The sequence below is a fragment of the Haladaptatus sp. R4 genome, assembly GCF_001625445.1.
In the GTDB taxonomy this organism is placed as follows: Archaea; Halobacteriota; Halobacteria; order Halobacteriales; family Haladaptataceae; genus Haladaptatus.
The window spans coordinates 717792-738924 of sequence record NZ_LWHG01000011.1 but is presented as its reverse complement, the minus strand read 5'-3'; the positions used below and the strand labels follow the sequence as shown (position 1 = coordinate 738924).

21 protein-coding genes are annotated in these 21133 nt (G+C 54.9%); 11 read left to right on the top strand and 10 right to left on the bottom strand.

Going from position 1 to position 21133, the window contains the following annotated elements:
- Positions 1–83: 83 nt before the first annotated feature.
- Together A4G99_RS07400 and A4G99_RS07395 are read left to right on the top strand one after the other, a co-directional pair.
- Positions 84–365 (top strand): hypothetical protein, encoded by a 282-nt coding sequence (locus tag A4G99_RS07400; protein WP_066141371.1) that lies wholly within the window; start codon positions 84–86, stop codon positions 363–365.
- Between the two features lie 547 nt (positions 366–912).
- Complete coding sequence (locus A4G99_RS07395) at positions 913–1152, top strand: hypothetical protein (RefSeq protein WP_066141368.1); 240 nt, start codon at positions 913–915, stop codon at positions 1150–1152.
- Positions 1153–1374: 222 nt separating this feature from the next.
- Here the strand turns inward: A4G99_RS07395 and A4G99_RS07390 are convergent, their stop codons facing one another.
- The 7 genes from A4G99_RS07390 to A4G99_RS07370 all read right to left on the bottom strand — a co-directional run bounded on the left by A4G99_RS07390 (position 1375) and on the right by A4G99_RS07370 (position 7202).
- Positions 1375–2211 (bottom strand): hypothetical protein, encoded by an 837-nt coding sequence (locus A4G99_RS07390; protein ID WP_150123059.1) that lies wholly within the window; start codon positions 2209–2211, stop codon positions 1375–1377.
- A 207-nt stretch (positions 2212–2418) separates the two neighbouring features.
- A complete protein-coding gene (locus A4G99_RS29800) occupies positions 2419–2772 on the bottom strand; it encodes a WYL domain-containing protein (RefSeq protein ID WP_082837729.1) in 354 nt (117 codons plus the stop codon).
- A gap of 544 nt (positions 2773–3316) precedes the next feature.
- Complete coding sequence (locus tag A4G99_RS25120; protein WP_150123058.1) at positions 3317–4294, bottom strand: hypothetical protein; 978 nt, start codon at positions 4292–4294, stop codon at positions 3317–3319.
- 23 nt (positions 4295–4317) lie between these two features.
- Positions 4318–5067, bottom strand: coding sequence for a hypothetical protein (locus A4G99_RS07380; RefSeq protein ID WP_066141360.1), 750 nt, complete (start codon positions 5065–5067; stop codon positions 4318–4320).
- A gap of 3 nt (positions 5068–5070) precedes the next feature.
- A complete protein-coding gene (locus A4G99_RS25115) occupies positions 5071–5742 on the bottom strand; it encodes a hypothetical protein (RefSeq protein WP_150123057.1) in 672 nt (223 codons plus the stop codon).
- A 76-nt stretch (positions 5743–5818) separates the two neighbouring features.
- The gene (locus tag A4G99_RS07375; RefSeq protein WP_150123056.1) at positions 5819–6880 is read right to left on the bottom strand and encodes a hypothetical protein; all 1062 of its coding nucleotides are present in this window, start codon (positions 6878–6880) and stop codon (positions 5819–5821) included.
- Between the two features lie 82 nt (positions 6881–6962).
- Positions 6963–7202 carry a MarR family transcriptional regulator gene (locus A4G99_RS07370; RefSeq protein WP_223301757.1) on the bottom strand — a complete coding sequence of 80 codons (240 nt, stop codon included), beginning with the start codon at positions 7200–7202 and terminating at the stop codon, positions 6963–6965.
- A 696-nt stretch (positions 7203–7898) separates the two neighbouring features.
- Between A4G99_RS07370 and A4G99_RS07365 the strand changes: the two genes are divergently transcribed.
- Together A4G99_RS07365 and A4G99_RS07360 are read left to right on the top strand one after the other, a co-directional pair.
- A complete protein-coding gene (locus tag A4G99_RS07365) occupies positions 7899–8096 on the top strand; it encodes a hypothetical protein (RefSeq protein WP_066141351.1) in 198 nt (65 codons plus the stop codon).
- Positions 8097–8770: 674 nt separating this feature from the next.
- Entirely contained in the window at positions 8771–9544 is a 774-nt protein-coding gene (locus tag A4G99_RS07360) for a lamin tail domain-containing protein (protein WP_066141349.1), read from the top strand.
- Between the two features lie 213 nt (positions 9545–9757).
- On the opposite strand, the gene A4G99_RS27050 is transcribed toward A4G99_RS07360, so the two are convergent.
- A complete protein-coding gene (locus A4G99_RS27050) occupies positions 9758–11542 on the bottom strand; it encodes a NosD domain-containing protein (protein ID WP_223301756.1) in 1785 nt (594 codons plus the stop codon).
- 14 nt (positions 11543–11556) lie between these two features.
- A complete protein-coding gene (locus A4G99_RS27045) occupies positions 11557–14583 on the bottom strand; it encodes a S8 family serine peptidase (RefSeq protein ID WP_223301755.1) in 3027 nt (1008 codons plus the stop codon).
- A 152-nt stretch (positions 14584–14735) separates the two neighbouring features.
- Here A4G99_RS27045 and A4G99_RS07350 point away from each other — a divergent pair, with 152 nt between their 5' ends.
- The 7 genes from A4G99_RS07350 to A4G99_RS07320 all read left to right on the top strand — a co-directional run bounded on the left by A4G99_RS07350 (position 14736) and on the right by A4G99_RS07320 (position 19842).
- Positions 14736–15599: a winged helix-turn-helix domain-containing protein gene (locus tag A4G99_RS07350; RefSeq protein WP_223301754.1), complete on the top strand. Its 864-nt coding sequence runs from the start codon at positions 14736–14738 to the stop codon at positions 15597–15599.
- 355 nt (positions 15600–15954) lie between these two features.
- The gene (locus A4G99_RS25105) at positions 15955–16212 is read left to right on the top strand and encodes a hypothetical protein (RefSeq protein WP_190303717.1); all 258 of its coding nucleotides are present in this window, start codon (positions 15955–15957) and stop codon (positions 16210–16212) included.
- 361 nt (positions 16213–16573) lie between these two features.
- Positions 16574–17380, top strand: coding sequence for a ZIP family metal transporter (locus A4G99_RS07340; protein WP_066141341.1), 807 nt, complete (start codon positions 16574–16576; stop codon positions 17378–17380).
- Between the two features lie 219 nt (positions 17381–17599).
- Complete coding sequence (locus tag A4G99_RS07335) at positions 17600–17863, top strand: hypothetical protein (RefSeq protein WP_066141338.1); 264 nt, start codon at positions 17600–17602, stop codon at positions 17861–17863.
- Positions 17864–18020: 157 nt separating this feature from the next.
- Positions 18021–18986: an aldo/keto reductase gene (locus A4G99_RS07330; RefSeq protein ID WP_066141335.1), complete on the top strand. Its 966-nt coding sequence runs from the start codon at positions 18021–18023 to the stop codon at positions 18984–18986.
- Between the two features lie 82 nt (positions 18987–19068).
- Positions 19069–19548, top strand: a complete 480-nt coding sequence (locus A4G99_RS07325) for a hypothetical protein (RefSeq protein ID WP_066141332.1) — start codon at positions 19069–19071, stop codon at positions 19546–19548.
- A 24-nt stretch (positions 19549–19572) separates the two neighbouring features.
- Positions 19573–19842 carry a hypothetical protein gene (locus A4G99_RS07320; protein ID WP_066141329.1) on the top strand — a complete coding sequence of 90 codons (270 nt, stop codon included), beginning with the start codon at positions 19573–19575 and terminating at the stop codon, positions 19840–19842.
- Here A4G99_RS07320 and A4G99_RS07315 read toward each other — a convergent pair.
- Positions 19839–21059 (bottom strand): PLP-dependent aspartate aminotransferase family protein, encoded by a 1221-nt coding sequence (locus tag A4G99_RS07315; RefSeq protein ID WP_066141326.1) that lies wholly within the window; start codon positions 21057–21059, stop codon positions 19839–19841. The two genes, A4G99_RS07320 and A4G99_RS07315, sit on opposite strands and share 4 nt — an antisense overlap.
- Positions 21060–21133 lie beyond the last annotated feature (74 nt).

The following is a 21133-nucleotide window of genomic DNA, read 5'->3' as shown; positions in this document are numbered from 1 at the left end:
GAGCGATTCTCAGGGTTCTTTATAAATGATCATTGTTCCAGTTACCCGATGAAACTAGGTTTCGGGGGGACGTGTGCAAAAATATGCGTCTCCGAATGACCGATACGCGGGAACGACGGATGGAGTATCTCCTCGAGGCGACCGGTGAGAAGACGAAGAGTAAGGCGCTCGATCGCGCCGCCGAGTTCTATCTCCAGATGCGAGGTGACACTGCTGCCGTCCCGAACGGTGCGTTCGTCGAGCTGATGGAGAAAGCCGAACAACAGGGAAGTGTGACGGCGGAAGAGATCGCGGAACTGCTGGATACTGACGAGCTTCCGGTTGAAGCCAAGACGAATTGGGAAGTCGGGAATAGAGAGCACTAATTTGGTTTCACTTCACTCTGAATTAGAGAAAGTCGAGATCATCAGAGGGCTCAATTTCACCATCCCATGCTTGCGTCGCTCTGCGGACGCCGTACTTCCGGTCAGCAATACTTAGCATCCTTCCTTCCTTCCAGGCTATCGATGTAGTGCTGGAGCTCGTCCTCGGTTTCGATGACATAGTAACCGTTTCCACCAGCTGCTATCGGTATTTGATCTTCAAGGTTGAGTTCTCGGTCCCGTCAAAGCGGCCGTGATGGCGTGCAATGACACCAATAAGGTCGCGATCTATCGTCTCTCGATTCTGTTCGTCCGTATTGTGCTCGACCATACGAACAACAGTAGCCGCGTTCTCGCTCATACTGATGCTACCCCGTGGTGAGTGGTTGTCATCGACACGCCTTGGTGTTACGGACCGCAAGACACAGTTGCGCCAGCACACCTACACAGCTGAGACTGGCATCGAGGGCAAATCGTGTGACTGGAGTTAGTCACACCGAGGAGTAAACGATGGCCGCACGTCGGACAGTGGTCGTCGATGTAGCGATTCATGCCGAGAGAGTCACTTGGAGGCGTCGGCTTGGGATTGATCACCCACGGCCTTCCACCGTACATTCTCGCGAATTCCGTGGTGGGACTCATCGCTGGCGCACTAGGCGTGCTCTACCTCCCGTACTTCATGTATCTGAACGTGACGGCGATACGTCGCTCGGAGAGCGGTGGTGATCCGATGCATGCGTGGCCGCTGCTGGTCGGTGTGACGTTCGGGTTGGGTGTGGTATCTGTATAAGCGGCTACAGAAGGCGTAGGGCGTCTTTTCTTAGCGTGTTCAGTTAAGCAAGCGCTCTTCATGTAGCGAGCAAAGATCGGAGAGATGCATTCTTCAGCCGGAGATCGAAAACAGCGAATTGATAGCGCTACACGACTATAGGGGGTAATCCAGTCGTGGTGACCGAAAATAGGGCGTATGTAGATGTTTTCAATTATTGGACACCATACATTTCAGAGCATACTATTTCTCTTGAAGATTTATCTGATACATCAATAGAATCACGCTTGGGATTGCGATCCCTATTGCCTTTTCATCGAATACATATATGACTACAACCCCGCCTATAATCGAGAGAACTGCCACAAGGATTCCACTTGATACGAACGTTGTGAAAGTCTTCCAGACATCTAGAATCGCCCTATATGTTCCATTCATCTCAATACTATCTTCTTCATAATCAATTTCATCAACAATATCTCTTATCAAATCGGTTTGATTATTCATGAGATTCTTTAGCTGCTCTTCGGCAAACCGCCCAAATGTCTCTGATATTGCCTGTTCTTTATCTTGCGCTTTTTCTAAGGCAGTAATGTATATTCTAAACCACTGATATGATCGGTAGGAAAGACCCTGTCTTTTTCTCTGCCCTCTTCTAATAACGGAATTGATATTTGACATATGGTTGTAGACTTCCCTATAATCTTCACTCTGGTAGTCTTGTATAGCACAATTAAATTCGTAGTATATGAGGTCTTTATCTGTTGTCTCCGATTTTCGAGCTTGATAGCTTGATGCTGAATTAAGTATATTATCGGCAAACACGACAATAAATACTATAAAAAGAGCGCCAGCTAATATTATTTCGAAATCATGACTATACAGCGTGAGCACGGTAGAAATAACCATTAATAACATCAAACCCACACCTGTCCTCTCTCTCCATTTTGTGTTATTTGTGATTCTTCGGGCTCTATGCGTTGCCGCATCGGTGTGTTCAATCGAAAATGAATCAACGAACTCTTTGTAGTCTTCTAAACCAGTCAGATTTACGATGTATTCATTCATCTCTTTTCCCATCCTACATCAACAATTAATCTGGACCACTCTAAACAGCATCGCTAACGAGATGAAACCAATCGATATGGGTAAGACAGACGCTGTTGAAGAAACCGAGAAGCGGGCGTACGAGTACGACTGATGGATGAGCTCTGATGTGGATGCTGTTTTAGCCCTCGTTGGCAGGACTAACAACTAGTCACCTTGAATCGAGACTGGATTCAGGATCTATTTCGGAAGACTGTCGAAATAACTTCTCATATCCTTGTCCTGGGGGTTGTAGTACGGGGGAGAGTCATCACGAATATTATTGTCTGTGATGGAAACCGATCTCATCCGGTCTACCCGAGCAAGTCGCCAGAACGGCAACTCATCAGGCATACCAGATTCACTGTGACCTCTGGTTTGATAACAGCGGAGGACGCGATTTCCAGTCGTGCGGTGTACCCCATAGCACCACGGCTCGAACTCCCTCTCGTGATAGCGTTGTTCACTTTCGCCTTTATACTCCAGTGTGATTGTTTTGCGCCGCTCCATCGCTTCGAGAATCAGTGAGTGAATCTCATCAATCGATTGTGCCATAGTTGTTAATTATCTCACAATAATATAAATACATATGTTAGAAATGTTTTCATATTCTAGTTAATTCTGTACTAACTATTCATCAGAAATCCATTCCACGCAGTCCCTTTGGTAGAAAATCGAGATTTTGCGCTCGATGGCGCGTTTTGGAACGTGCTTCAGTACACGACGACGCCGCTGGCGTTCGTACTGATCTTGGTGCCGGTCTGCTACGCGTCATGGTTGCTGCGGAACGTCGAGGCGACTTACGAGCTTCGTGGCTCACTGCGAGTCGGTGGGTGGCATCACGGACAATCATTTACGGTTGGTCTACTCGTTCTCGGGGCCGTTGTGTCGGTTTGGTACGTGCTGGTCCTGTTGGCGTATCCGCCGTTTGTTGGTGGGAGAAATACGTTGTCGCACTTCGTGGGGGTTACAGTAGGGTAGGTCAGAATTTTCGATCTGCCGAGCTATCGTGCTACGCTGACAGATTATTATCTCTACAAGCGGCTATAGAGTGTATAGGACGTCCTTTGAAGTTCAATAGAAGCTGAGTCCTTGTTGGCTAATCGTCCTCTAGAAAACTATCCAATTCATTGCCTCGCTTTTGAGCCAGCTCTTCCATGGGGGGACGAATATTGTACTGAATATCTACCCCTTCTGATTTGGCATATTCTCGAAGATTCAAATAAAAATCAGGGGGAGGGTATCGGCGTTCATCTGGTCTATGAGTCCAACTCTCGTATAACTTTGTTATCGATTCGATTGTATTGATAGCAGTTAGATAGCGTACGAGACTGTTTGATCGTTGAATATCCTCTGCAGCTTTGATATGTATTCTGCCATTTGAATGTAGTGTAAGATCAACATAATGGCCTTCAATGGAAAATACACCTCCTAATTGATTTAACTTTTTTCCCGTTAACAGACCCGCTATGACGCTCATATCTTTTTCTAAATCAGACCCATTGACTGAAAGTTGGCGACCAAATTCAGACCCGTCCCCATCAAATTTTGCCTCCTTCAGCGAGAGTATATCTATGTCCCCTATTTTGTCATCTTCAAAATACTTGTAGAATACCCAAAGGAAAAAGAATGGATTGAACGATATTTGCTTAGGGCGATCTATATTAGATTGCTTTATGATCTCTTTGAACGCATTATCCGTCTCAGATCGGCCTCCGAAGAAAAAAACTCTTTCTGGTGTCTTCCAAATGACATCAACAACTGATTGATGGATGGGGCGTGCCTTGACCCGTGATCCATCTTCAGTAAGTACTGTAGAAATAGACCCGGCGCTTTCTTTAGTAAATCGCAGTAAATTAAGTTCTTCAGAAAGAATCCGAAAAGATGGGTCTAATTCGGGAAATCCATCATATTTTGACAATTCTAATTCCTCGAATGATGTTCTCATGCTGTAATTTGACTCTTCGTCTTCATCATGAGATGCTAACCTTTCTAATACGGAATTTAGCTCACTAGGGAATCTAGCAATGCGATTAAATATTAGGTGCCCATCATAAGAGAAGGATTTTCCGCTCATTCTATATCACCAGCATTGTTGGTTCATTCGTCAACATCAATGTGCAGTATATTAGTTCCTTCTTCACGAGCGATTTCCTCGTCAAGATTATATCCAGAATCTCCACGCGCTAAACCAGATATATTTGACACCTCTAAAATCTCTAGAAAATGGCTTGGGTCTCCTCCAAAGGGGGATCGCTTCTGAACAGTGTATATATTGAAAACATTGTCATTATTGATTTCGGTGCTACTGTAGATTCCCTTGTCATCTGGATAGATTGTTTGAGACATTCCTTGCTTTTCTGGGAAGACCTCGAATTCCAACTCCTCATGTGAAGAGATTAGTTTGAAGTCATATTCCTCAATATGACCGGGTATATCAAAGAAAACTACTATCCGGTATGAATCTTCATCTGGAAGTCGAAGCTTATCATAGTGCGCTTGCTGGAGTGCTTTTGGATCTTGTGTTAACGGGAACCATTTAGGAATAAAGTTGAATGGTTTCGCATATCTCCAATGTATATAAGGAAAGATTGGGAATACAAATAAAACACCCAAGAGAGCAATAATAACGAATGTAAGAGTGGGGAGTAGCTTAGTAGCATCCCCAGTTCGATAAGCAAGATATCCACTCAAAATCGAAGCGATCACCCAAAGAACTGTTTGAAGAGTATGCGCAAGTTGTTTGTGATAGGATGATTTATAGGATTCGTGGAAGCTCTCATAAATCAAATCGTATGGCTTTGAAGTCCGTTTGCTTATCTTCTTTGCAACCCAACCTAATATCGTCATAGTTTAATTACTGAATACATCTGTCTCGAAACGTTGTAGAACATATTCGTAGTCTTCTATATTATCAGTAGATATTTCTAAGTGTCCTTGATCATATACCACGTCAACTGAATCATTCCAAGGCAATTCTAGAACAAATTCTGCTCTTAGTATAGGATATCGACCTACAATACTCTCGAAGCTCTTTCCTGTTTCTTCACAATATTCACTCACACGTTTCTCTTCACCAAGATCTGTGAGAATTTCCACGTAATTTCTCCAAGTTGCGTTCTCAATAAACGTCCAAATACCTTCTCTAGTAGGTCGGAAACGATTGTGAATGGTGACATCGCTCTCTAAAGCATCATCTAAAGAATTATTAAGTACACTAACAATACGATCTAATCTTGCAGTGCCACTTTCTTTCCTTACAACAAACAACTGAGATGAGTGACGAAGTTGAAACGTCCCGCTCGCTGTTTCAGTACCCAATTGGTCTGAATATTCATATTTGAATTTCCCTTCTGTTTTTTTTGGTTCTTCAAATGGATACTCCTCAGAGTCTTCCAAATAGACTTCGATGGAGATTGTATTTACATCATATAGCTCAATTTCATCAGAGACATCTTGGATAGAGTTTTCTACTGGAAGTGAAGAGAAATCAGCCTGTCTAACGCTATCACGAGTTCTAGGCATTTTCTATCCTCCAATTAGACTAGTCGCTGGTAGAGGGTATATTTTTGGGCAACACATCTCTCTTTCGTTATCCCTTCTAAAAATCAAGGTCCCAATCCTCCAGATCCTCTCCTCTCTTATCTAACAACTCTGGTATGATTTCCCGGCGGAATGTTATTTCGGCACCTTGGTCTTTAGCAACATCATTTAGTTCCTCTATGAATGTTGGAGGAACATATTTTTTATCAGGATCATAGAATTCCCAATCTTGTCGAAGAGTGGTGAACTCGCTCACAAAGTGTAACCCAATCATAACTCTTTCTAACTTCGTTGAACTATTTATATCTTCTTTAGACAATATATGTATGCGGCCGCTTTTGGAGATATCTACCATGAGATTTTGCCCACCTACCTTGAAGATCGCTTTGAGATGCACTGGCAGTTTATTCTTAAACAATCCTTCAATAAAAGCAGTGGAGCGCAGGATATCAGTCGATTCTGTAACCTGAGCACTTTCACCAAAGAAATCTCTGCCCCCTTTAATAGTTATCTCACTAATACTATGAAGAGAAACATTCTTTCCAATGTCTTTTCCGATATAATCTCGGTAAACAAGCCACAATAAGAAATGTTTATCAAACTCCACTGGACGAAGAGTGGCATATGCTTCCTGCTGATCCTGCGTAAGACCGAGTGAAGAATAGAGATCACTTAGCGTTGTCTCTACTTCTGGCTTAGAACCTTGTACCATCAAAAGTTTAGGTAACAACCAGTAGATATATGCATTATCTTTATCTAATCTCTTCCCAGAAACTCTTCCCTTGTCATCCGAAAAAACCGTTGTCGCGTCACCGAGTTCTTCATCAAGATATTCTTTTGCGACCAGCTTCTCAGCAAGATTTTTGTGGTGAGATGTTAAACTGTCACTTTCCTCAAGATTGAGATGATAGCTCAAATCCATGTCTCTGTAGCCCTTGCGTGGGCCGCCGTTATATTTCTCTTTTAATGAGGGAAGTTTATCCTCTAAACGAGCTTCTAATGCCTCATTTGATTCAGCTTTATCGAAGATAGATTCTACTTCTGTTGTATAAAGGCCGTTGAATATTAGATGACCTTCATATTTAAATCGTGATTCAGGTACTTGATCATCTACCGCCATTAGCTAATCTTTGGATTGGTAACATAATTACATAAATGTAGTGGATTTCAAATACGATATCCAGAACATCTGGTTCTGAATTTTAGTCTTCAAGCTCACCCGCATTGAGCCCGCCAGCAAGATACTGCCGCCCTTTATCCGTGATTTGGTACATGGCTTTCGCCTCATCGACTCGCTCAAGCAGGCTATTCTTAGAGAGGACCCGACAACGTTGAGAAACGTATCGGCGGTCGTAGTCGATATTGAACCCGATTGTACTGGGATTTGCCGCGATACCCGCCTCATCTAGTAACTCAAGGATGTAATCGTCTGCACGAGTCATCCAGTCTACTCGCGGGCGCATAAACCAGAATCAAGAGGAAGCGCGCTTAGTTCTACTGTTCTTTACCATTCGGGTTCATGAATGTGTGTTGTAAACTACGTATATGCAGTAGGTTTATTACCTCGGTCTATAGACTTGTCTGATAACGGAAGCTACACGCGGATCTGTCGCTCCGATGGATCCATTGCAGAAAGCAAGCGGATCGGTGTTAGGGCACCGGATCCGCGATAGCCTCCGTAACTCAGGTACGGAAGCCATGTACGAAGAAAACTCGCGGGGTCTTGAAAGCCCCGACTGTCCGAACGAATCGACTACTAACTGCCCCTACTGCGACGAACCGACCCTTGCGCTCGTCACGTGTGGGCCATCCGCGCACATTCTTAGCCCGTGTGGTTGTCCGGTCAGCCCGATCACCGCACGCGAGCTTGCAATCAGCTCTCAAGATATTGTGCCTGAAAACGCCGACTCAGCTGAGGACGGCAACGATTTCACTTTCACTGGACGTAAGGCACGGTTTGATAACGAAGGTACTCAAAGAGACATATCGGAGTGCACTCATGACAAAACCTCGGTGGTGAAGCACCGAGACCGCACTTCCCTTGCGAGAGAAGCATGCAGACAGAAACACGACACATACCTAAGAGTTGCTACCGAATCGAAAGTGAATCTCGAGTCTCGGGTGGGAGGTGATTCCCGATGAGCCGATTCGATACACCCCAAGACGCGCGGCGCTGGTTAAAGGAGAATCAGGATACGTTGGTGAGTATCCTCCGTCACTGTGACGATGAGTTTGCACGCGCCTGTGCACTTACGGCACTCATGCACTGCGGAAGCGATCCCGACATCGAGCAGGTCAAACGCGAACTGGAACTCGCCCAGGAGGTGATGGGGTGATGTCCACCGAGAAACTGCTCGCCTCGTACGCGCGTTCAGTTGAACATGAGAATGAGTTCCGCTGTTCGACCTGCCGGGCTCGCTGTACCCGTACCCCAGAAAATCTCGAAGTGGGTCACCGTTATGGTTGCCCTAACCGTCCCGATCATCTCCCAAACGGCGGTGCTTCTGGTGGCGCGTACTACTCGGAGGACGACCGATGACGGATCGAGGCCAAAATCGGGTGCTGACTTATACTATTAAAGTGGGATTCGGAACTTCGTGTTCCGTGCCCTCCCCGGGCATCGTATTCTTACGAAAAACTACTCCTTCGTAGCCGAAGGTGTGGTCGGTCGTGTAATGGTGTCGAACGGCTAGTACATCGGGTTCTTTCGACACGAAACGCCGCCTTCTTGAGCGAACCACATAACGGCGATCTGTCGTGATTTTATTTCCCATCACGATCCAAAAATAGATTCCTGGAAGAATATTGTCTAGTTTCTGATTCGAAATGTCCATCCGCGATACCACCCCAATATCGCCGGACGACACCGTTAGTGACTCAATGGAATGAGCTCAATTTTAGGAATTTATCGCTAAAGTTGTCAACTCATCCCTAAATTATATTCCCGTAGATATGAACTTCAGTGACCAAATCATGTTAAGTGTATAATCTGTGTTGGTGCGAATGTATCATGGAACCCACTCGAAGAACAGTTCTTGCTGGGATAGGAGCGACACTCGCGATCGGCGGCGGTGCAACACAAGCGTTCGGACAGCAGGACGGGACACCGGCGTTCAAGGTGCTGAACGTATCGGCAACCGAGGATACCATCACCTTCTACAACGATAGCAGTGGATCGGTCGATCTCTCCGGGTGGACCGTCGACTTCGAATACGGAAACGACAGCGTGGACCAGACCGGCACGATTCCAAGTGGGACGACGGTCGGGTCCGGTGGGATAATCAAAATTGCCTCCGGTGCGGTATCGGTCGACGACGCCGACGTCGTCGTTCAACCGTCGTTCGACGAACGGGTCATCGAGCGGAATCGCAGCGACGTGATTGCACTCCTCGATTCCAACGGCAACGAGGTCGCAAACAGCGAGGACGACATGTTCGGTGGCGGTTCCGGTGGTTCCGGCGGTGGCGACGACACCTCGACGACGACCGACGAGACATCGACCACGGACGAAAGCACCACGACGACGGAGGAGGACACCACGACAACGAGCGAAGAGACCACGACGAAAGAGACGACCACGACGAGCGACGAAACGACCACGACTGACGATACCGACGGGACAACGGCGACCACTACCGACGACGGTAACGAGACGACCACGACGAGCGACGAGACTTCCGGCGGATCGAGCGACACCACCACCAGTGACAGTTCCAGCGGGTCGGATTCCGACATCAGCACATCGTCGAACGACTCGAACAGCGGTGACACGGACGACTGCTAACGACGGCCGAGAACGGACGATTTTCTGAGAACGCACGGTTTTGTTCGTTTTTTCACGCGGACCGTGGTAGCGAAGTCGTGAAGTCCGGGTCCGGCAGGGGAACTCATCGAACGAAGGATCGAGCGGTAGCGTCGATAGAAAAAGAGGACGGAACGGTTCACTGTTCGTCAACCGGTCGTCATCGGCCGTCGTGAAAACCGCCGAGGATGGCGATTATGCGAGCAGTGGGTGGCGTTCCTTCGATTGCTGTTTCTCGTCGGACGACGCCTTCGAATCGTCGCTCGTTCGCGACGACGTGCCCGACTTGACCGAGAGGTGAACCGATTCGACCTGTCCCTGATGCCACGTGACTTTCGAATCGGTGGTCGCCGTCGTGCCGTCCACGGAGAACGTCACGGGAGCACCCGCGTCGTCCTTCGTTCCGGCCACGACGAGTTTCTTCGCCGTTCCGCTCGCGACCCCGAGTTTACCGTTCTCGCCGACCGTGAACGTACCGCGCTTCTCGCCGCCGACTTTGACCGTGACGGTCGTTCCGGCGGGTACCGGTTCGCCGTCGACGGTGACGGTCCCGTAGAACGTCGCCGGGAGCGAAGGGAGCGGTTCGGCGTTCGCCTTCGAATCGACGGTAACGTCCTCGGGTGAGACGGTTCGCATCGTCGTCACCGAGGCGTCACTGATCGGGAGTCCGCGGTCGTCGGTCGCGATGTTCAGCCCGTCGTACAGTTCCTGCATCGTCGGATCGCTCGTGAGATACGTCGGGAGCGTTCCAGCGGACTCCGAGTAGACGTAGTAACCCGTGAACGCGCTCACATTCGGGCCGGGTTCGTCGCTTCCGAGTTCGTAGGTCCCGGTCAGTTCGCTGCGTGGACCGAGTTGCCCGTTCGGTTGCGTCGCGTACTCCTGCACGAGCGACGGGTCGCCGGAGGAGACGCCGAACGCGTCGTCCGCTCCGGCGTACTGCGGTGCCGCGACGAAGTTCCAGCCTTCACCGAGGGTCGCCTGTCCCGGCGGGGACGGCGGTCCCTGCGTGTGCTGGAAGGTCAGCATGGCGCGAGCGTCGCTCGTCGTCGCGACCAACAGCGCATCGAGCGCATCGACGGACGAGTCGTCCGTCAGTTGCTCCCACTGACTCGATCCAGCGTCGTAGCCGTAGACCGTTCCGTCGAACGGACCCAAGATGTCGCCGACGGTCTGGTCCGTCGGGCCGGGAATGCCGACCGTGTAGTAGGTCGCCTGCCCGTTACCCGCGGTCGCGGGCATGTCGAGGTCGACACCGATTTTCGTCGGCGAGTCGGTGTTCACGTTCTCGGGGTGTGCGGTCAGGAACGGTTCGTGGGCCACGTCGCCGGTGAACGTCGTGTTCGCCGGACCGCGGTCGCCGAAGTAGTTCAGTCGCGCGTCGAACGTCTCGTCCACCGTCGATTCGACCGCGACGTCCGTCGCTTCGAGGTCGTTGAATCGAAGCGAGACGGCGTCGGCGTCCGCGCCGTCCACGAGCACGCCGGTCTCCGCCGAAACGTCGTTCTGCCGCACGTCGGTCGCGTTCGCGGTGCCGAACCTGAGACCGGTGGTCACGTCCTCGACGGTGTTGTCGGTGACGGATGCACCGGGTGCGTTCGCGTCGATGCCGACGGCCGCGTTCCGGACTGCGTTGCCGTCGACGACTGCGCCGTTCGCGGCATCGAGCGCGATTCCGGTCGTCGCGTTACGAACCGTGACGTCGTCGATGGTCGCATCGTCGGCACCATCGACGGTGAGACCGGTCGTCCGTCCGCCCGCGTCCACCGTGAAGCCGTCGAGGGTCACGTCGGGTGCGGAGACGGTGAGAACGCTTCCCGTCGCGTTCTCGGGCGCCGTGAGGACTGGACTGGCACCGTCGGCGGCGCGGATGGTGACGTTGGGCGTGTCCACGTCCACCTGTTCGGCGAACGTGCCGTTTCCGACGACGATTTCAGCGCCCGGGGGCGCGAGGTCCACGGCTTCCTGCAGCGACTTCACGTCGCCGGGGACGTTTATCGGCGCGTCGTAGACGGCGGTCGGTCCGGTTCGGAGCGTAACCCGCTCCGCGTCGGGCCCGCCGTCGCCGTCGTTTCGAGCGAGAACGAACCGACCGCGTCCTCGTCCGGTACGACGGTGATGGTGTAGTCGTCGGTCGTTTCCGGCGGCCGTTCGAGGATGGGGAGGCCGAACGGGAGCGGTCCCCAACCGTCGATGTAGAGGGAGAGGTCGTCCTCCGAGAGCGTAGAGTTCTCGCTCAGATCGACCTCGATATCGCGGAGTTGGTTCACGGACAGGTTCACCTGCACCTCCTCGCCGGGGTTCACGTGCCGTGGCTGTCCGGATTTCACGACGACCGCCGGGGCGGTACTCACGTACTGCACGGCGTTCGCCAGGATCAGGTCCGCTTCTTCGGTGTAGTCGTCGTTCCCCACGTAGGAGGTTCGACCGAGAGACGACGCGAGCACGGTTCCGGTCTGTCGGTCCACGCCGATGGCGGACCCTTTGGTGCCGTCGTCGTCGCCGACCGTGGCGACGGTGGTGCCGCTGTAGCCGCTGTACCACGCGTGGTCGCCCCAACTTCCGGTGTGAACGGTGACGTTGTCGCCGACCGACCCGACACCTTCGAACAGGGGACTCGACTTCGTGATGGTGAAGTAGGGGTTTCCGGCACCGAACCCTTCGTCGTCCGTACTCGCCGGGTCACCCACGGCGGCGGACCGGGACGTGACGGTGTCGCTCGCGTCACCCCACTGTTCGAGCCAGACGACACCCGTACTCGGACTGTTCGTCGCATCGACGAACGCTTGTGCGTCGAGTTGCGCGGGGTCGAAGTCCTGCATGACGAACGAGTCGTACTCGCCGACGGCGTCCATCGCGTTCTCGTCCTGTACGACCGTCACCTGGTAGTTCGCGGGAAGCGACGCATCGAGGGCGGCCGCGGTTTGGTCGCCGTAGCCCTCGTCCGAATCGACCACGGCGATGGTCGTGAACTCCTCGAAGACGTTCGTCGGGCCGGTCGTTTTCTCGACGCTGTCACCCATCCCTTCGAAGGTGTGGGCGAGCGAAAACGAGCCGTGGGTGCCGGATTTCGTCCGAACCGTCACGTTGAGTTCGCCGGAGTAGCCGTCCATGTCGATGGCTTGGCCGAACGGGTGCTCCTCGCCGTTGACGAGCAGCGTCGCGTTGGCCGTGTCGTAGTCGCCGGTGAGGTCGGCGGTGTACGTGTCCAGATTCCGGACGGCGGCGGTGACGGTGACGGAATCCCCGCCTTCGACCGCGTCAGACTGGCCGTCGAGGAGGCGAACGCCGAGTGCCGGTGACAGCGAGACGTCGTGATCGGTGAACGTCTCGTTTTCGACATCGACCGTCGCAGTCGTGGGTTGGTACCCGAACGCATCGACCGTGACGTCGTACGTCCCCGGTTCCTCCAGGAGCGTGTAGCCGCCCGACGCGTTCGTCACGGTCGAGTGGCCGTTTCCGAGGGAGACGGACGCCCCCGCGATGGGCGCTCCGCTTTGGTTGGTCACCGTTCCGGTAATGCCGCTTTCGAGTGCGACGAGGTCGCTCGCCGCCTTCACGTCGATGATACCCGCACCGTACCGGGTGTCGTTCCCGTCGCGCGGCGAACAACTCGGGGAGCAGCTTTCGGGTTTGGTCGCCGTCTCTCGGAAGGCGGACCGAATCCGAGACGGTTGGAGGTCACCGCCCGCCGCGGCGATCATCAACGCCACCGCACCGGCGGTGTGTGGCGTCGCCATCGAGGTTCCAGAGTACTCCGCATAGCCGCCACCGGGGACGGAGCTTTTCACGTCGACTCCGGGTGCGGAAACGTCGGGGACGACGTACGAATCCGGCCACGAATCCGGTGCGTCGCTTCCCCAGTCGTTCGCGGTATCGACTTCCTCTCCGCTCGAAAACGACGCGATGCCGCGGTTCTCGTTCGACGCGCCGATGGCGAACGATTCGTACACGTTGCCGGGCGACCCGCTCGTCCCTTCGCCGCTGTTTCCGGCAGCGGCGACGACGATGGTACCCGCCGCTTCGGCGTTCCGAACGGGGTCGATCATCTGGCTGTAGTACCCGGTCGCGCCGAGACTCATGCTGATGACGTCGGCGTCCTGTTCGACCGCCCACTGCATTCCCGCAGCGACTTGGGTAAAGGACCCGCTCCCGCTGGGCAGGATGAGGCCGTGCATGAGGCTGACGTTCGGGGCGACGCCGATGTATTCGCCGCTGGCGCTTCCGCCGGAGACGGTGCCGCTCGTGTGGGTCCCGTGCGTGTCGGTGTCGTGCGGGACGCTTCCCTGCACGCGGTTTCCGTCGCTGTCGAACTCGGCCCATCCGCCGGGATAGGTCGGGTCGCTTTCGTTTTCGGTGTACAGGTCGATGTCCGGGTGGTCCACGTCAACGCCGGTGTCCAGCACCGCGACCTTGACGCCGGTACCTTTCGTGCCGTAGGCGTCCCAAACGTCCGTCGCGTTGATCTGGTCGAGACCGTAGGTGGTGTTGTACTCGCTCGACTCGGCGGAGTCGGACGCGTTCGCGCCGTACATCCCAACCGGTGTGTCGTCCGCGCTGGAATCGACGGGTTTCGGGAGCGTGAGTTCGAAGTTCTCGTGTAACTGTGTGACGCCGTCGATCATTGCGATCTTCTTCAGGTCGACGGTACTCTTGTCGACGCGAAGGACGACGGCGTTGGTGATCCACAGTCGGTTGAGAACTGTCACGCTGTCCGGGTGTCGCTTCGCGTACGAGAGAACCGGACGTTGGCTCCGTTCCGCGTGGGTTCGGAGCGTGTCGATCGCGGCGGCACGGTCGGCGCTTACCGAAGGATTCGCTTCCTCCATTCTCACGACGACCGTCACCGTTCCGGAGGCTTTGGTCAGCGCCGGATCGATCGGTGCGGCGGACGTATCGGCCACCGACGTCCCCCGGGTATCGAGAGTCGTGGTCGTTTTTTCGGTCTGTGCGCTTGCAGCGGCACCGGCGAACGGCGCACTGCATGAAATCAGAAGCACCCAAACGAGTGCGAGTGCCATTATTTTCCGTTTTTTGTGTAGCACATAACGATGTCCACACATAATTAATATATATCTATGTAATGAATAAAACTTCAGACGATGCAATCAATTCGATATCTGAGACGCGATGCGGACCGTGACACACACAGTCGATGGATGCGACACGCGGCATGGAACGAACAGCAGCAAGTGGCGGGTCTCACTACGGACTACTCGGCAGGAACGGGTCTCGAAAACGGATGACGTCGTACGAATCCGCCGCGTTTCTCACCAGTTCGTCGAACCGAATCCGCCTCGTCAAGGCGCTTCGCGAGGAGGATGGGGAAACGGTCGGGGCGCTCTCGGACACCCTTTCGATGTCGCGTTCGACCGTGCACCGAACCCTCCGAACGTTCACCGATTATGGCTGGATTCGGCGTGTCGATGGCGCATACCGGCTTACAGAAGCGGGTGAACTCGTTTTGGGCGCGTACGAGGAATTGATCCGAACGATAGAGTGGGTCGAAGAGTACGACGAGTTTCTCACGCACCTCGGCGACACCGAAGACCCGTTTCCGATACACGCGACGACGTATGCGACGATGGTCGCGTCGACGAAAAGCGATCCGTATCGAACGATCACGTACCTCATCGACGTGCTCACGACGCCATCGATCGAGCGGGTTCGCGGACTCACGCCCATAATGAGTCCCCTGTTCGCCGACGCCGGTCGGCAACTCCTCGATAACGGGGCACGAACGGAACTCGTCGTCTCCGAAGAGAGCCTCAGATCGTCCATGGAGCGCTCCACGGAACTGAAACCCGCCGAATCGATCGATGACTTCGACCTCCACAGCGTCGCGGGGGAACTCCCGTTCGGTGTGTTGATCCTCGACGGCGAACGGGTTCTGGTGTGCGTGTTCGACGACCTCGGAAACGTACGGGCGTGTCTCGACGGCGAAAGTACTGATTTGATCGAGTGGGCAACGAACACGTACGAGACACGACGGGAGGACGGCCATCGGGTGGAGATGCTCCCGAACTTCGAACGGTAACGAAGCGATCGACCACGATTCTCCCGTCCCTCCTCCGCCGCCCGAATGGGATCCGATTTTGGAACGGCGCGGAGAGCGACCAATGATCAGTACGCGACCAATCGGGAAGAAATGTAATTCGATCCGACACAGAATGAATCAGTCAAGATAGCCGAGAATGTCAATAACTGATCCATACACTACCAGATCGATGATATGGGTTCTAATCGAATATTAAAAGGTCTAAGGAATTTTGAAGCCGTTATGAAACGTCGCTAAATCGACAGAGGCGGGTGAAATGTCGTGAATTTCTGTTTACTCTCGACCTGTTATATGTCCCCTCCAGTCATAGAGAGAAATACATCCCGGAGAAATCATGTCCAGTCCTCCAACGCTACGGAACGAACGCGCATCGAACTTCGAATTCCCCGACCAGCGCGGCGTCGGGACGGCGGTGAAAAAACTCCTCACCCCGGTCCAATTCGTCGGCTTCTGGTCGGCGGTCGCGCTTCCGTTCGGATACCTCCCCCTGCTCTACGGGAGCCGCTTCGCCCCCTCCATCGACGCGCTCGGCCCGCTCCTCGTGCTCAACCTCGTCGCGATGCTCGTCGGCCACGGCTACAAGAGCGATTGAGGACGACGAACACGAATCGCCCGTGTCCCCTGCATCGGGACACCAACCCCGTGCCAACACCCCCCGGTTTCACGCCCTGAATCTACGCCCCCACTCCCCGACATTCTATTTTCCCGGCTTCGTCTCGATACTCCGGATATCTTCCGACGGTTCGCCATCGGTTCGCCATCGATTCTCGTCGTCGGTCACTCGTTTTTTGCCTCCGAGGAACTTCGCTTGACGAGACATATCCGAGAATGACGAAAGTAATTTTTCCTATTCTTAAACTGTTGTTCCCACAATAGCCCGATAGAGTTTAGGCCCACCAAAAAATGGTAACTAGGATGATAACTATTAACCGCATCGAGTACCTACCCGAAGTATGGATCTCTTTGCGAATCTGACGTTGGTGTTCATCGCGGGCTTGATCACGGCACTGGCGACCGGGATCGGTGCGCTCCCGTTCTTTCTCGTCCGAGAGGTGAACGACCGCTGGAACGTCGTCCTTTGGGGACTCGCATCGGGAATCATGGTCTCGGCATCCGTCTTCGGGCTTATCTCCGAAGGGTTATCGAGTGCAAACGGCGGCAGCGTACAGGGCGTCGTCATCGGATTACTGGTCGGCGTCGCACTCGTCGTCGTCAGCGACTACGTAATCTCCGGAGCGGACGTGAACCCGAAGAAGTACGAAGAGGCGGATTTCAAGAAACTCGTCCTCATCCTCGGCGTTCTCACCGTCCACAGTTTTCCGGAAGGTGTCGCCATCGGCGTCTCGTTCGCGGACCTCGGATTCCAAGGCGGCTACCACTTCGACGGATTCGTGATCCCCCTGCTCGCCATCTTCATGACCGCTGCCATCTCGATTCACAACATCCCGGAGGGGGTCGCCATTTCCATCCCGCTCAACGCGATGGGCGTGGGAAAGTGGCGGATGGTCTGGTGGTCGGTCTTTTCCAGCCTTCCGCAACCGATCGGTGCGGTCATCGCCTTCTACTTCGTGCGTAGCGCACGCGGGTTCCTTCCGATGGGTTTCGGATTCGCCGCGGGTGCCATGATTTACCTCGTCCTCTCGGAGTTCATCCCCGAAGCGCTCGAAGTCGGGCAGAGCCTACCGGGGGATGGACACCGCGAACTGGTTTCAGGGCTCACCCTCGGCGTTCTGTTGATGCTCCCGCTAGCGTTCATCTGAACCCTGATGCAAACCTGTCCACTGATACGGTCCTTCACAAAAACGCGGTTTCTCAGACCGGTTCAAAAACGATTTTAAATCAAATAGGACGATTGGAGGGAGTTAGAGGGGAATAGACAGGTCCGTTCATCAACGGTAAACGGTGTGAATCCATCCTAACGCTCTGCCCGTTATAAGGGGTATCTCGTCTACGATTTAGCCGGGCACGGGTGTGCTACCATGTCGGGAACAACCTACAAGGACGATGGCGAGTCGTTCGCCGTCGGCCGCCGGAAACTCACCGCACTGCACGCGCGATTCAACGAGCATTCGCTGACGACGCCGATCCAGTTCGTTGGCTTCTGGTCGGCAGTCGTCTTTCCGTTCTGCTATTTCGTTTTACTCCTGAATGGTCTCTCTGACGCAGAGATGACCGCCTTCTTATGCCTGCTTGGCTGTAACGTCGTCTCCCTCCTCATCGGACACGCGTACGGACGGAAGTAACAGACCACTCGTCCGCCCCATTCGAGTCCCCGCTGTCGCTCTTCGGTCCCCGTCGTCGCCCTCCGGTCCCCGCTGTCGCCCTCCGGTCCCTGCCGTTCTGCTCGGCTAGCCGCCTTCCTTCGCTCGATTTAACCGTCACGCACGAATACGATGCGATATGGAGCTAGAAACCGTATCGCTAGGGAACACCGGAACGAAAGTAAGCGAAATCGCGTTTGGAACGTGGCGATTCGGTCACGAAAACGACGAAGGCGAGGTCGAAATCGACGAGGACCGTGCTCACGAACTGCTCGACGCTTACGCCGACGCGGGCGGGAACTTCATCGACACCGCCGACATGTACGGCAACGGGGAAAGCGAGCGATACATCGGCAACTGGCTCGCCGACCGCGACCGCGAGGACTTCGTCATCGCGTCCAAGATATACTGGCCGACCCGGAAGGACGACCCGAACGGCCGCGGTCTCTCCCGGAAGCACCTGCGACGACAGATGGACCTCATTCTGGACCGCCTCGGCACCGACTACGTCGACCTGCTCTACATCCACCGTTGGGACGACGACACGCCCGCGGACGAGTTCATGCGGACGCTCGATGGCTTCGTCCGCGACGGGAAAGTGAACTATCTCGGCACCTCGACGCTCGAACCCAACGCGTGGAAGGTCGTCAAGGCCAACGAGATGGAGTACGAGCCGTTCCGCCTCGCACAGCCCCGCTACAACCTCGTCAACCGGGAAACCGAACCGAACTACATCCCGATGTGCGAGGAGTACGACATGGGTATCATTCCGTGGTCGCCACTGGCCGGTGGCTTCCTGACCGGCAAGTACGAACGCGACGAGGAACCGGCGGCGGGCACCCGCGGTGCGACCGACCAGCAGTTCCGTGACAGTTACCTCACCGAGGAGAACTTCGACGTGCTGGACGTCGTCGAAGAAGTGGCCGACGAAATCGGGACGACGCCCGCGAAGGTCAGCCTCGCGTGGTTGCTCGAACACGACGCCGTCACCGCACCCATCATCGGCGCACGAACCGTCGAACAGTTGGACGAGAACCTCGCCGCGACCGAGGTGTCGCTCACCGACGACCAGTTCAAACGACTGACGGACGCGAAATCGGCGTAATCTCCGGAGCCAAGCGTTTTTGAGGGATAGCGAACGATTCGATAGTATGGACGGAACCGACCATCGAACGGGGGGATGACGAATGAGCGACGACGACCCGCCGTTGACCAGGGTTCGCCGGGCGAAGAGTCGGCCGTCGGCACCGTCCCGAATCGACGGCGGGGCGGTCGCAGTCGGACTGATCATCACGCTGGGAGCACATCTCGTTCCCGCGCTCCTCGTGCTCGTCGGCGTGTTCGACACGCTGTTCGGCGCGGCGGCCCTGGCCAGCACGCTGGCGTTTCCGGTCGGTAGCTACGTCACGGGGAAATTCGCCGGGGGTAATTCGGTTCGCGGTGGGGTTCACGGACTGCTCACCGCCGCCATATCGCTCGTGATTCTCGCGGGAGGGTCCGCGTTGTTCGTCGGGGGCGACGGACTGGTCGCGGAACTCGGAAAATGGCTCGTCGCCGACAGCGACATCACCGTCCTCGCCGGAACGGTCGTCTGTCTGTTGCTGGTTGGTGTCCTCACCGGTGCACTCGGTTCGAAGCGGGTGTCATCGAGACAACCGAACGACTAACTGATTCGAACGGGGAATTCACGTATGGAACGACATCAAAAGCGGGGAATCGGGTCCATCATCATCGGTGTCACGACGGCCCTCGCGTTTCTCGTCGGTTCCACTCTCGTTTCGCCGTACGCGATACTCGGTTCGATTGTCGGGCTACCGCTCGTCGCCATCGGCGTCATGCAGTTCCGTGGCTCGAACCGCGTCGCGGACCCGGAGTCCGCGAGCGTAGCACAGCGACTCGCGATTTTAGCCCTCGCCGCCGCTTCGTTCCTCGTCGGAATGGCGGTGTTCTGGTACCTCTAACGCGATTCTAGCGCTTCGAAGGCCGACTCCAGGTCGGCGATGAGGTCCTTCGGGTGTTCCACGCCGACGGACACGCGCAACAACGAATCCGAGATGCCGATTTCCTCACGTTCCTCCGGCGTCAGCGGCGCGTGGGTCATGCTGGCCGGGTGCTCGATGAGCGATTCGACGCCGCCCAGACTGACGGCCAGCGGGAACTCCTCCAGTTCGGCGACGAAGCGCTCCACGGTTTCGAGGCCGCCGTCGATTTCGAACGAGAGGACGCCACCGCCGCCGTCCATCTGATGCTGGGCGAGTTCGTACTGCGGGTGGGATTCGAGTCCGGGGTAGTACACCGTCGAGACCGCGTCGTGTTCGTCGAGGTACGCGGCGATTTCGGCGGCGTTGGACTCGTGCTGACGCATCCGGAGCGGGAGCGTCTTCAACCCGCGGAGGGTGAGGAAGGCGTCGAACGGCGCGAGCATGTTGCCCATGCCGACCTGCTGGAGGAAGCCGATTTCGTCGGCGAGGTCGGCGTCGTCCGTGATGACGGCACCGCCGATGGAGTCGCTGTGGCCGTTCAGGTACTTGGTCGTGCTGTGGACGACCACATCGGCGCCGAGTTCCAGTGGCTGCTGGAAGTACGGCGAGAGGAAGGTGTTGTCCACGCCGAGGGTCGCATCGACGGACTCGGCGATGGAGGCGATGGCTTCGATGTCACAGAGTCGGAGCAGGGGGTTCGTCGGCGTCTCCATCCAGATGAGAGCGGTATCGTCCCGGACGGCGTCGGAGACGGCGTCGGTGTCCCGGGCGTCCACGAAATCCACGGCCACGTCGAGGCGCTCGCGGAACAACTCCTTGAGCATCGTCTTGGTGCCGCCGTACAGGTCGTCGAACGCGACGACGTGGTCGCCGGGCCGAACCGACGCCGTGATGGTGGCGACGATTGCGGAGGTTCCGGAGGCGAAGGCCATCCCGTAGTCGCCGCCTTCGAGCGCCGCAAGTCGGTGTTCCAGCGCATTGCGGGTCGGGTTGGCGAGACGCGAGTAGAGATACTGGTTCTCGTCGGGATCCAAATCCTCGAGACCCACGTCCGGGTCGATACCGCCCGCCTCGTACGTCGATGCGAGGTGAATCGGCATCGTCACGTCGCCTGCTCGTTCGTGGTGGGGCGGTTGTTCCGCGTGCGTCACCGCCATCGTTTCGAATTTCGGGGAGTCTCCGGATTCGTCGGACATCCTATCGTCCCGTTCGAGAACCAGACTTAGAAGCTTTCGATCCGGCAGATGTTGCCATGCGCCGCGAGAATGGC

Excerpts from the sequence above, each read along its gene's own strand:
- A4G99_RS07340 (WP_066141341.1), top strand. The coding sequence starts at position 16,574 with ATGGATCTCTTTGCGAATCTGACGTTGGTGTTCATCGCGGGCTTGATC.
- A4G99_RS07390 (WP_150123059.1), bottom strand. The coding sequence starts at position 2,211 with ATGGGAAAAGAGATGAATGAATACATCGTAAATCTGACTGGTTTAGAA.
- A4G99_RS07335 (WP_066141338.1), top strand. The coding sequence starts at position 17,600 with ATGTCGGGAACAACCTACAAGGACGATGGCGAGTCGTTCGCCGTCGGC.
- A4G99_RS07375 (WP_150123056.1), bottom strand. The coding sequence starts at position 6,880 with ATGGCGGTAGATGATCAAGTACCTGAATCACGATTTAAATATGAAGGT.
- A4G99_RS07320 (WP_066141329.1), top strand. The coding sequence starts at position 19,573 with ATGGAACGACATCAAAAGCGGGGAATCGGGTCCATCATCATCGGTGTC.
- A4G99_RS25115 (WP_150123057.1), bottom strand. The coding sequence starts at position 5,742 with ATGCCTAGAACTCGTGATAGCGTTAGACAGGCTGATTTCTCTTCACTT.
- A4G99_RS25105 (WP_190303717.1), top strand. The coding sequence starts at position 15,955 with ATGTCCAGTCCTCCAACGCTACGGAACGAACGCGCATCGAACTTCGAA.
- A4G99_RS27045 (WP_223301755.1), bottom strand. The coding sequence starts at position 14,583 with ATGGCACTCGCACTCGTTTGGGTGCTTCTGATTTCATGCAGTGCGCCG.
- A4G99_RS07350 (WP_223301754.1), top strand. The coding sequence starts at position 14,736 with ATGGAACGAACAGCAGCAAGTGGCGGGTCTCACTACGGACTACTCGGC.
- A4G99_RS07365 (WP_066141351.1), top strand. The coding sequence starts at position 7,899 with ATGAGCCGATTCGATACACCCCAAGACGCGCGGCGCTGGTTAAAGGAG.
- A4G99_RS07400 (WP_066141371.1), top strand. The coding sequence starts at position 84 with ATGCGTCTCCGAATGACCGATACGCGGGAACGACGGATGGAGTATCTC.
- A4G99_RS07315 (WP_066141326.1), bottom strand. The coding sequence starts at position 21,059 with ATGTCCGACGAATCCGGAGACTCCCCGAAATTCGAAACGATGGCGGTG.
- A4G99_RS07380 (WP_066141360.1), bottom strand. The coding sequence starts at position 5,067 with ATGACGATATTAGGTTGGGTTGCAAAGAAGATAAGCAAACGGACTTCA.
- A4G99_RS07325 (WP_066141332.1), top strand. The coding sequence starts at position 19,069 with ATGAGCGACGACGACCCGCCGTTGACCAGGGTTCGCCGGGCGAAGAGT.
- A4G99_RS07395 (WP_066141368.1), top strand. The coding sequence starts at position 913 with ATGCCGAGAGAGTCACTTGGAGGCGTCGGCTTGGGATTGATCACCCAC.
- A4G99_RS25120 (WP_150123058.1), bottom strand. The coding sequence starts at position 4,294 with ATGAGCGGAAAATCCTTCTCTTATGATGGGCACCTAATATTTAATCGC.
- A4G99_RS07330 (WP_066141335.1), top strand. The coding sequence starts at position 18,021 with ATGGAGCTAGAAACCGTATCGCTAGGGAACACCGGAACGAAAGTAAGC.
- A4G99_RS07370 (WP_223301757.1), bottom strand. The coding sequence starts at position 7,202 with ATGACTCGTGCAGACGATTACATCCTTGAGTTACTAGATGAGGCGGGT.
- A4G99_RS07360 (WP_066141349.1), top strand. The coding sequence starts at position 8,771 with ATGGAACCCACTCGAAGAACAGTTCTTGCTGGGATAGGAGCGACACTC.
- A4G99_RS29800 (WP_082837729.1), bottom strand. The coding sequence starts at position 2,772 with ATGGCACAATCGATTGATGAGATTCACTCACTGATTCTCGAAGCGATG.